This is a genomic window from Streptomyces sp. NPDC002206 (genome assembly GCF_053593595.1).
On record NZ_JBSFCW010000079.1, the window covers coordinates 1 to 6,276 of the forward strand.

At 68.8% G+C, this 6,276-nt stretch carries 4 protein-coding genes and 1 pseudogene; 3 read left to right on the plus strand and 2 right to left on the minus strand.

The features are described 5' to 3' along the window. Positions 1-420: 420 nt before the first annotated feature. Positions 421-1,599, plus strand: coding sequence for an alpha/beta hydrolase (locus ACWCP8_RS40975; protein WP_451121636.1), 1,179 nt, complete (start codon positions 421-423; stop codon positions 1,597-1,599). An 878-nt stretch (positions 1,600-2,477) separates the two neighbouring features. Beyond that, positions 2,478-2,891 (plus strand): hypothetical protein, encoded by a 414-nt coding sequence (locus tag ACWCP8_RS40980; RefSeq protein WP_352271822.1) that lies wholly within the window; start codon positions 2,478-2,480, stop codon positions 2,889-2,891. Between the two features lie 10 nt (positions 2,892-2,901). On the opposite strand, the pseudogene ACWCP8_RS40985 reads toward ACWCP8_RS40980, so the two are convergent. Continuing rightward, positions 2,902-3,669, minus strand: a pseudogene (locus tag ACWCP8_RS40985) (IS200/IS605 family accessory protein TnpB-related protein); the annotation flags it as partial. Positions 3,670-3,723: 54 nt separating this feature from the next. Then, positions 3,724-4,290 carry an HD domain-containing protein gene (locus ACWCP8_RS40990; RefSeq protein WP_352271820.1) on the minus strand — a complete coding sequence of 189 codons (567 nt, stop codon included), beginning with the start codon at positions 4,288-4,290 and terminating at the stop codon, positions 3,724-3,726. A gap of 244 nt (positions 4,291-4,534) precedes the next feature. Between ACWCP8_RS40990 and ACWCP8_RS40995 the strand changes: the two genes are divergently transcribed. Then, entirely contained in the window at positions 4,535-6,118 is a 1,584-nt protein-coding gene (locus ACWCP8_RS40995; RefSeq protein ID WP_451121638.1) for a serine/threonine-protein kinase, read from the plus strand. Positions 6,119-6,276 lie beyond the last annotated feature (158 nt).

Sequence of the window (6,276 nt, forward strand, 5' to 3'; positions counted from 1 at the left end):
CAAGCAACGGGCCAGGCGCCACGACGTCGGCAAGACCATCAAACGCGCCGAATCGATCAAGGAACACCAAGCCCAGCGAGGTTAAACGCCAAGCTGAGGGGGTGTCCCGTTAGAGCTTGCCCTGCATCTCCTTCCGAACGGGTGGAGTACCCGGACGGGTGGCCCCCGGATGCGATCCGAGGGCCACCTGGGTCAACCTGCTGTCCGGCTACTGTCCGGCTCAGCTGCCGGTCCGGGGAGGCCGGATCAGATCCAGCCGCACCCGCACGGCACGCCCTCCCATCGGCGCCGAGTACGCGTGTGTGCGCTGATGTTGAACCGGGTTCGTTGGATCTTCACGAGTGAGTGACCTGCGGCGGCGGGGCTGGGCGGGGAAATCCCAAGAAACTGCCCAGAGTTGACGGTGGTACCTTCGTGGACATGCCGATGGGATACGTGGCGACGACCGCGCTCTTCGCCTGGTGCACCTTCTTCGCCGTTGTCGCGCCACGCCGGCCCCGGCCACTGGCGACCATGAGCTTCTGGTTCGGCCTGGGCCTCAACGAGGTGCCATTCGTGGGCATCTATGTCTTGGTGGCCTCCACGGCACTGGCCGCCGCCGAGGGTGATCTGGAGTCACCGGGCGCCAAGGTGACGGTCGCGGTGGCCGCCGTCGTCACCGTCGGCCTTGCTGTCTCCGCCTGGCGGGGCCTGCGCACGGATCGGGTGGTCGGGCGGGCTCTTGAGCAGGGCCTCGGGCCCGGCTGGCGGGATCGTGTGCACGTACCGCTGCGCCGCCACCGGCCCTGGGCCCGCATTCTGCTGCTGCCCGGCCTGATGCGGCGGCGTGACGTGCAGCGGATCCCCAACATCAGCTACGGGGACGCCGGCCGCCGGAATCTCCTCGACATCTACCGCCGCCGCGACACACCGCAGAACGCGCCGGTCCTGATCTACTTCCACGGCGGCCACTACACCAGCGGAGCGAAGAACCGCGAGGCACGGCCCCTGCTCTACCGGCTCGCCAGCCAGGGGTGGGTGTGCATCAGCGCCAACTACCGGCTGCGGCCCCAGACCACTTTCCCCGGCCACCAGATCGACGCCAAGAAGGTTATCGCCTGGTTCCGCGAGCACGCCCCCGAGTACGGCGCCGATCCGTCGAGGCTGTTCGTGGCGGGCAGCTCCGCCGGCTCCAACCTGGCGGCCCTGTGCGCGCTCACGCCGAACGACCCGGTGTTCCAGCCCGGATTCGAGTCGGTCGACACCTCGGTCACCGCGGCGATCTGCCTCTACGGCTACTACGGCCACTACTTCGGCGATGCGCCGGACGAGCCGCCGCCCCCGCTCCAGCCACAGGGATACATCCACCCCGGTGCGCCGCCGTTCCTCATCGCCCACGGCACCAAGGACGCGCTGGCGACCATCGAGGGCGCCCGGAACTTCGTCGACCAACTGCGCCGCACCTCGGACAGCACCGTCGTCTACGCTGAACTGCCCAGCGGGCAGCACGCGTTCGACATTTTCCACTCCCCGCGCTTCGAGGCAGTCGTAGACGGAGTCGAAGCCTTCGCCGCCTGGGTCCTGGCCGCCTCGCAGCGCACTCCCGACTCAACCCGCTAGGTCGATGGGGTGAGCGCGGCCCGCGCAGACTCCTCCACCTCAACCCACCCCCGCTTCCATCCCGTCCGTCTTCGGCCCACATACCGTGGAGCGGGCGTGGTTCAGGGCGTCAAGGTGGAACGCGCCACTGTACGAACGACTGTGAGGATTGGTCATGGCACCGCTCGGCGGCCTGACCCACCGCCCTCGGCTATGGCGGCTGGGAGCTGCTTCGTCCCGCCAGGCCAGGGCGGCGCGGGCGACTGGCTGGCGTGGCGGCTGCCACGTTTGCCGTGGCTGCCCTATTCATCGCCTACGCCTGGTCCTGCACTTGCTCCTGAACGGTCAGGCTGGACACAAGCTTGGCAACCGTCGTGGAGGATGGGGCGCGGACCTCTTCGTCCCGAACTCTCGGCTGCAAGGTCATTGCGGTCCAGGACGCTGGTCATGGGGTTGTCAAAGGCCACTGGAGGTCGGCTGCGGCCGCCGTGGTCGCTGTACTCCGCTGCTGTACAGCAACCACTGCCGCGCGCCCGCAAACTGTCGGTCAGCCGCAGCTGCAACCGGCTGACGCCGAGGCGGTTTCGGTGGCCTGGCTGGTGCAGCATCCGTCACCAGTGGCGTTGGGGTCGGTGCCCTTGCGCGGCAACGGCGCTTTGCCCGCCGGCCTGCGGAGTCCCAACGCCGTGGACGCCCGGGCTGCTGGTGGAGGAGCGCCGTCCGCGACGGTCCCTCTTCTGTGTCACTCGTCTGCACTGTCGGGGGCGACAGCGGGCAGCCGCCCGCTGAGGCTGGGATCTGACTCAAGTGCGACGCGCTGCCTGTTCAGGAGTCAACCGGGCAGATGGGATCGCGGCGCGGCAGGCACGCCCGCTGAAGGAAGGAGAAGGTACCTCCGCATGTCACACCACACCGCGAGGGCGCCGGAGGCTACCTGGGTGGCCAGGTGGGCGGGAGCCCTGCTGTGCCTCGCGGTGGCCGCCATCCATGTCGTGGACCAAGGTGGCATCACTGCAACGAGGGACCCCTACTACATCGGCGTCGCCTACCACGTCCTGGAGATCGCGGCCGTGGTCGCCGCCGTGCTGCTCCTCATCGGCCTCGTCCGACTGGGATGGCTGCTGGCAGCCCTGGTCTCCGTCGGTCCTCTGCTGGGCTACATCCTCTCCAGGGGTCCGGGACTGCCCAACTACAGCGACGACATCGGCAATTGGACGGAGCCGCTCGGGCTGGTCAGCCTGGCTGTCGAAGGAGCCCTGCTCCTGTTGTCGGTGCCGCTCTTCGTGCGGAGCCTGCGCCGCAGAACATACTGAGGCTGCGCCGAGTAGCTCGTACACGCTCGTGCACCGGAGCGCGTCGTCCGATCGCGATGCCGGCGGCATCGCATCGTGGCGGGACATGGTGCGGTGGGGGGTGGCCCGCGGTTTCTGCCAGTGCTGGGCACCCCACAGGCTGGTACGGGCCGGGTCGACCGCGACAACGCTCAGGCCCTGTTCGGCGGTCATCGAGACCAGCCGGGCCTTCAGCTTCCCGGTGGGCATGCCGGAGATGAGCTGCCGGAACCGCTTCCGGTGGCTGTGCTTCTCGCGGGTCTTCTCGGTGAAGTCGAGGTCTTCGATGCCGATCGCAGTGCCCCCGACACCCCGCGCCCAGTTGATCAACCGGGTCAGGGCATGGCGGATCTGTGCATCTCGGTGACCGACCGAACCGGACAGGTCGTAGGGGAAGCGGTGCGGGGCACCGACCGGGTTGCCGTGCCGGTCGAGCCGGTAGGCGGCGAAGTGGTCGGCGTTGGTATCCACGCCGATCACGCCCCGGGCGCGGGCGGTCTCCAGCGGGATGGTCTGGATGACGGGGCGTTGCCAGGATGCGGTGAGGTACCAGCGGCCTCGCTCCGTATCGAGGTGGATGCGGTAGGCCACGGCCCCGGTTCGCGGCGATGCGGTCGGCCCACTCCGCACCCCGGTGCGCGAACGCCACGGTGGAGGCGAGGACGTACCGGCCGTGCTTGGCATTGGCCAGGTGCGCGAGCGGAACGGGCAGTTTGATGCTGACCTCGCCGGTGTCGGTGACGCGGATCGTCTCATTCCCAACGAGCAACGGCCGCCAAGGTCACCCATTCGGCCCCAGAACCCCCGTTCCCACCTACGCGGCCCCGTCTCGCGCCGCTGCCGCGGCCACGCGCTCCACCGCTGGACGCCGGCAGTCCAGACCCGGCACGCGCAGGCCCACGACTTTGCCCGCATCGTCGGCGCGGCGCAGCGCGACGGCCGCCGTGGAGTCGGGGTCCGCCTCGAAGATGGCGGCTTCCTCCGACGTCATGGCGCCGCCCTGGCAGCCGAGGGTGCGGGCACTCTCCGCGGAAAGCACGAGGTGCGCATCAGTGGCGGCCAAGTAGCGCTTGGCGGGGATGTGGAGGGCGACCAGGCGGGCGACCCGGGCGCCGAGGAGACCGACGACGGCCGCCGCGGCGTGCTCGCCGTGGCCGGCCTCGTCGCCGGGCAGCAGGTGGTGACCGATGTCGTGAACGAGCCCGGCGACCTGCAGCTCCTCGTCGTCGGGGTACCGCTCGGCGAGGACCGCCGCAACCTGCAGGCCATGGTCGAGGATGTCCACCGGGTCGCCTGAGCGGTCTGGGGTATCCCAGGCATCCTCGCAGTCGGCCAGCAGTGCCATGAGCTCGTCCACGGACGACAGTCGCTCTCCGTTCATGCCCCCACGCTGCCGAAGTCGTCCGTACGGCGGGTGTACGCGCGGCGTACTCCACCGCTCCTTAATCTGAGCGAGCGACTGCACGTGCGGAGCCACTACCCCAAGGGCCCTCCTGCTCCTCACAATGTCCCGTACGCCGGTAGCAGAGAGCTGTCGGGAGCGTCACTGGGGGAGGGTGATCGGTATCAACGCCATCGATTCCACCGGCTATTTGGGGCCACTGCGCCCCGAGGACCCGCGAGACGTGGCCGATTACCGCCTGGTCGCCAGGATCGGCGAGGGTGGTATGGGCGCGGTTTACCTCTCGTACACCCGCGGCAACCAGCCGGTCGCGCTGAAGGTGATCCGCCGGGAGTATGCGCAGGACGAGGAGTTCCGGCGCCGCTTCCAGCAGGAGGTCCAGTCCGCACGTCGGGTGCAGGGCTACCACGTCGTCCCGGTCGTCGATCATGACACGACCGGGAGCCTGCCGTGGCTGGCCACCACCTTCGTCCCGGGGTTGTCGCTCGACGAGGCGATGGTCGTGTACGGGCCATTGCCGTTGCCATCGGCCTTGCAATTCGTCAGCTGCGTGGCGGAAGCACTGCACGCTGTGCACGCAGCCGGTGTGATCCACCGCGACCTGAAGCCGAGCAACATCCTGCTGGGCGCCAGCGGGCCCTGGGTGATCGACTTCGGAATCGCACGGGCCGCCGACGCCACTCAGCTCACCTGCAGTGGGGGGCTCATCGGAACGCCCCAGTACATGTCACCCGAGCACGTCAACGGCGTGGCCCTGAGCCCCGCAACCGATGTCTTCTCGCTGGGCCTGGTCGCGGCGGTCGCGGCGACCGGCCGTCACCCCTATGGCGACGGCGCGGCCCTGACCGTGGCCACCAGGATCGCCAACAGTGAATTCCGGCCCCCGGACCTGACCGGCTACCCGGAACCGCTGCGGCCCATCCTGGAACGCTGCCTGGCCGCTGACCCGGCCTCCCGGCCCACCCCCGCCGAACTGGCCGAATTATGCGCAGAGGCCTACGGCCGTCCGCTGCGCGACTTCACCCGCTGGCTCCCGGATCCGCTCACGGCAGAGATCGCCCGCCGTGAACAAAGCTCCAAACAACCGCCCCGACCCAGGCCTCCGGTCGCGGCTGCCACTTCCGGGCACCTGCCTACGTACGTGCCGCGCTCACCGCAGTACGACCCGGCCGGTTCCGGGGCGCCCGCGTCGGCCTCGCGCCAGGCACTGCTGCTCATCGGTGCCGTCGTGGCGGCCGTCGTCGTGGCAGCGGTTGCCGTGTCGGCGTTGACGGGCGGCGGGGACGAGCCAGCCGGTCAGCCCAGTGGTGGCCCGACGGCCACCTCGCCGGGGCAGTCGACCCAGGCGCCGACCGGCGGGACATCGGTCAAGCCATCGCCCACCCAGACCGCCGCGGCCGACTACAGGGTGATCTTCAAAAGGAAACCTTTCACAATCCGGCCAGGCAGATGGAGCGACGTGGACCTGGACGTCCCCAAGGCCAACTCGAACGGCGCCTTCGAGGCCGAAGAGGGGACCGAGATCCACTACATCGATTCCTTCGCCTACTCCAAGCCGCTGGTTTTTCTGACCACCATGGGCATCAGCGACGGTACGACGCCGCAGGCCTGCAGGTCGGGGAGCGAGACCAATGTGCTGCCGCCGGACCTTGACCGCGACGAACTGACAACGACGCTTCGCAAGGGCAGGGTGCTGTGCACCGTCACCACCGACGGCAACCTGGCGATGCTGGAAATCACCGACGTCGTCGAGCGCTCCACCTATCCCGATTACGTCACCAGGCTGACGCTCTGGAAGATGCCCTGATGCCCAACGCCCCTTGCAGGGCTGTGTCGTTCAAACCACCAGCTGATCACAACCCAAGACGCTCCCTAGTACTCCAGCAGTACTTTGTGGCTTGACCTGGGGAAACGTCGAGCGGTGGGAGTGTAGCGGGCAGGTTGCCGTCACGGACGGCTTCTGCC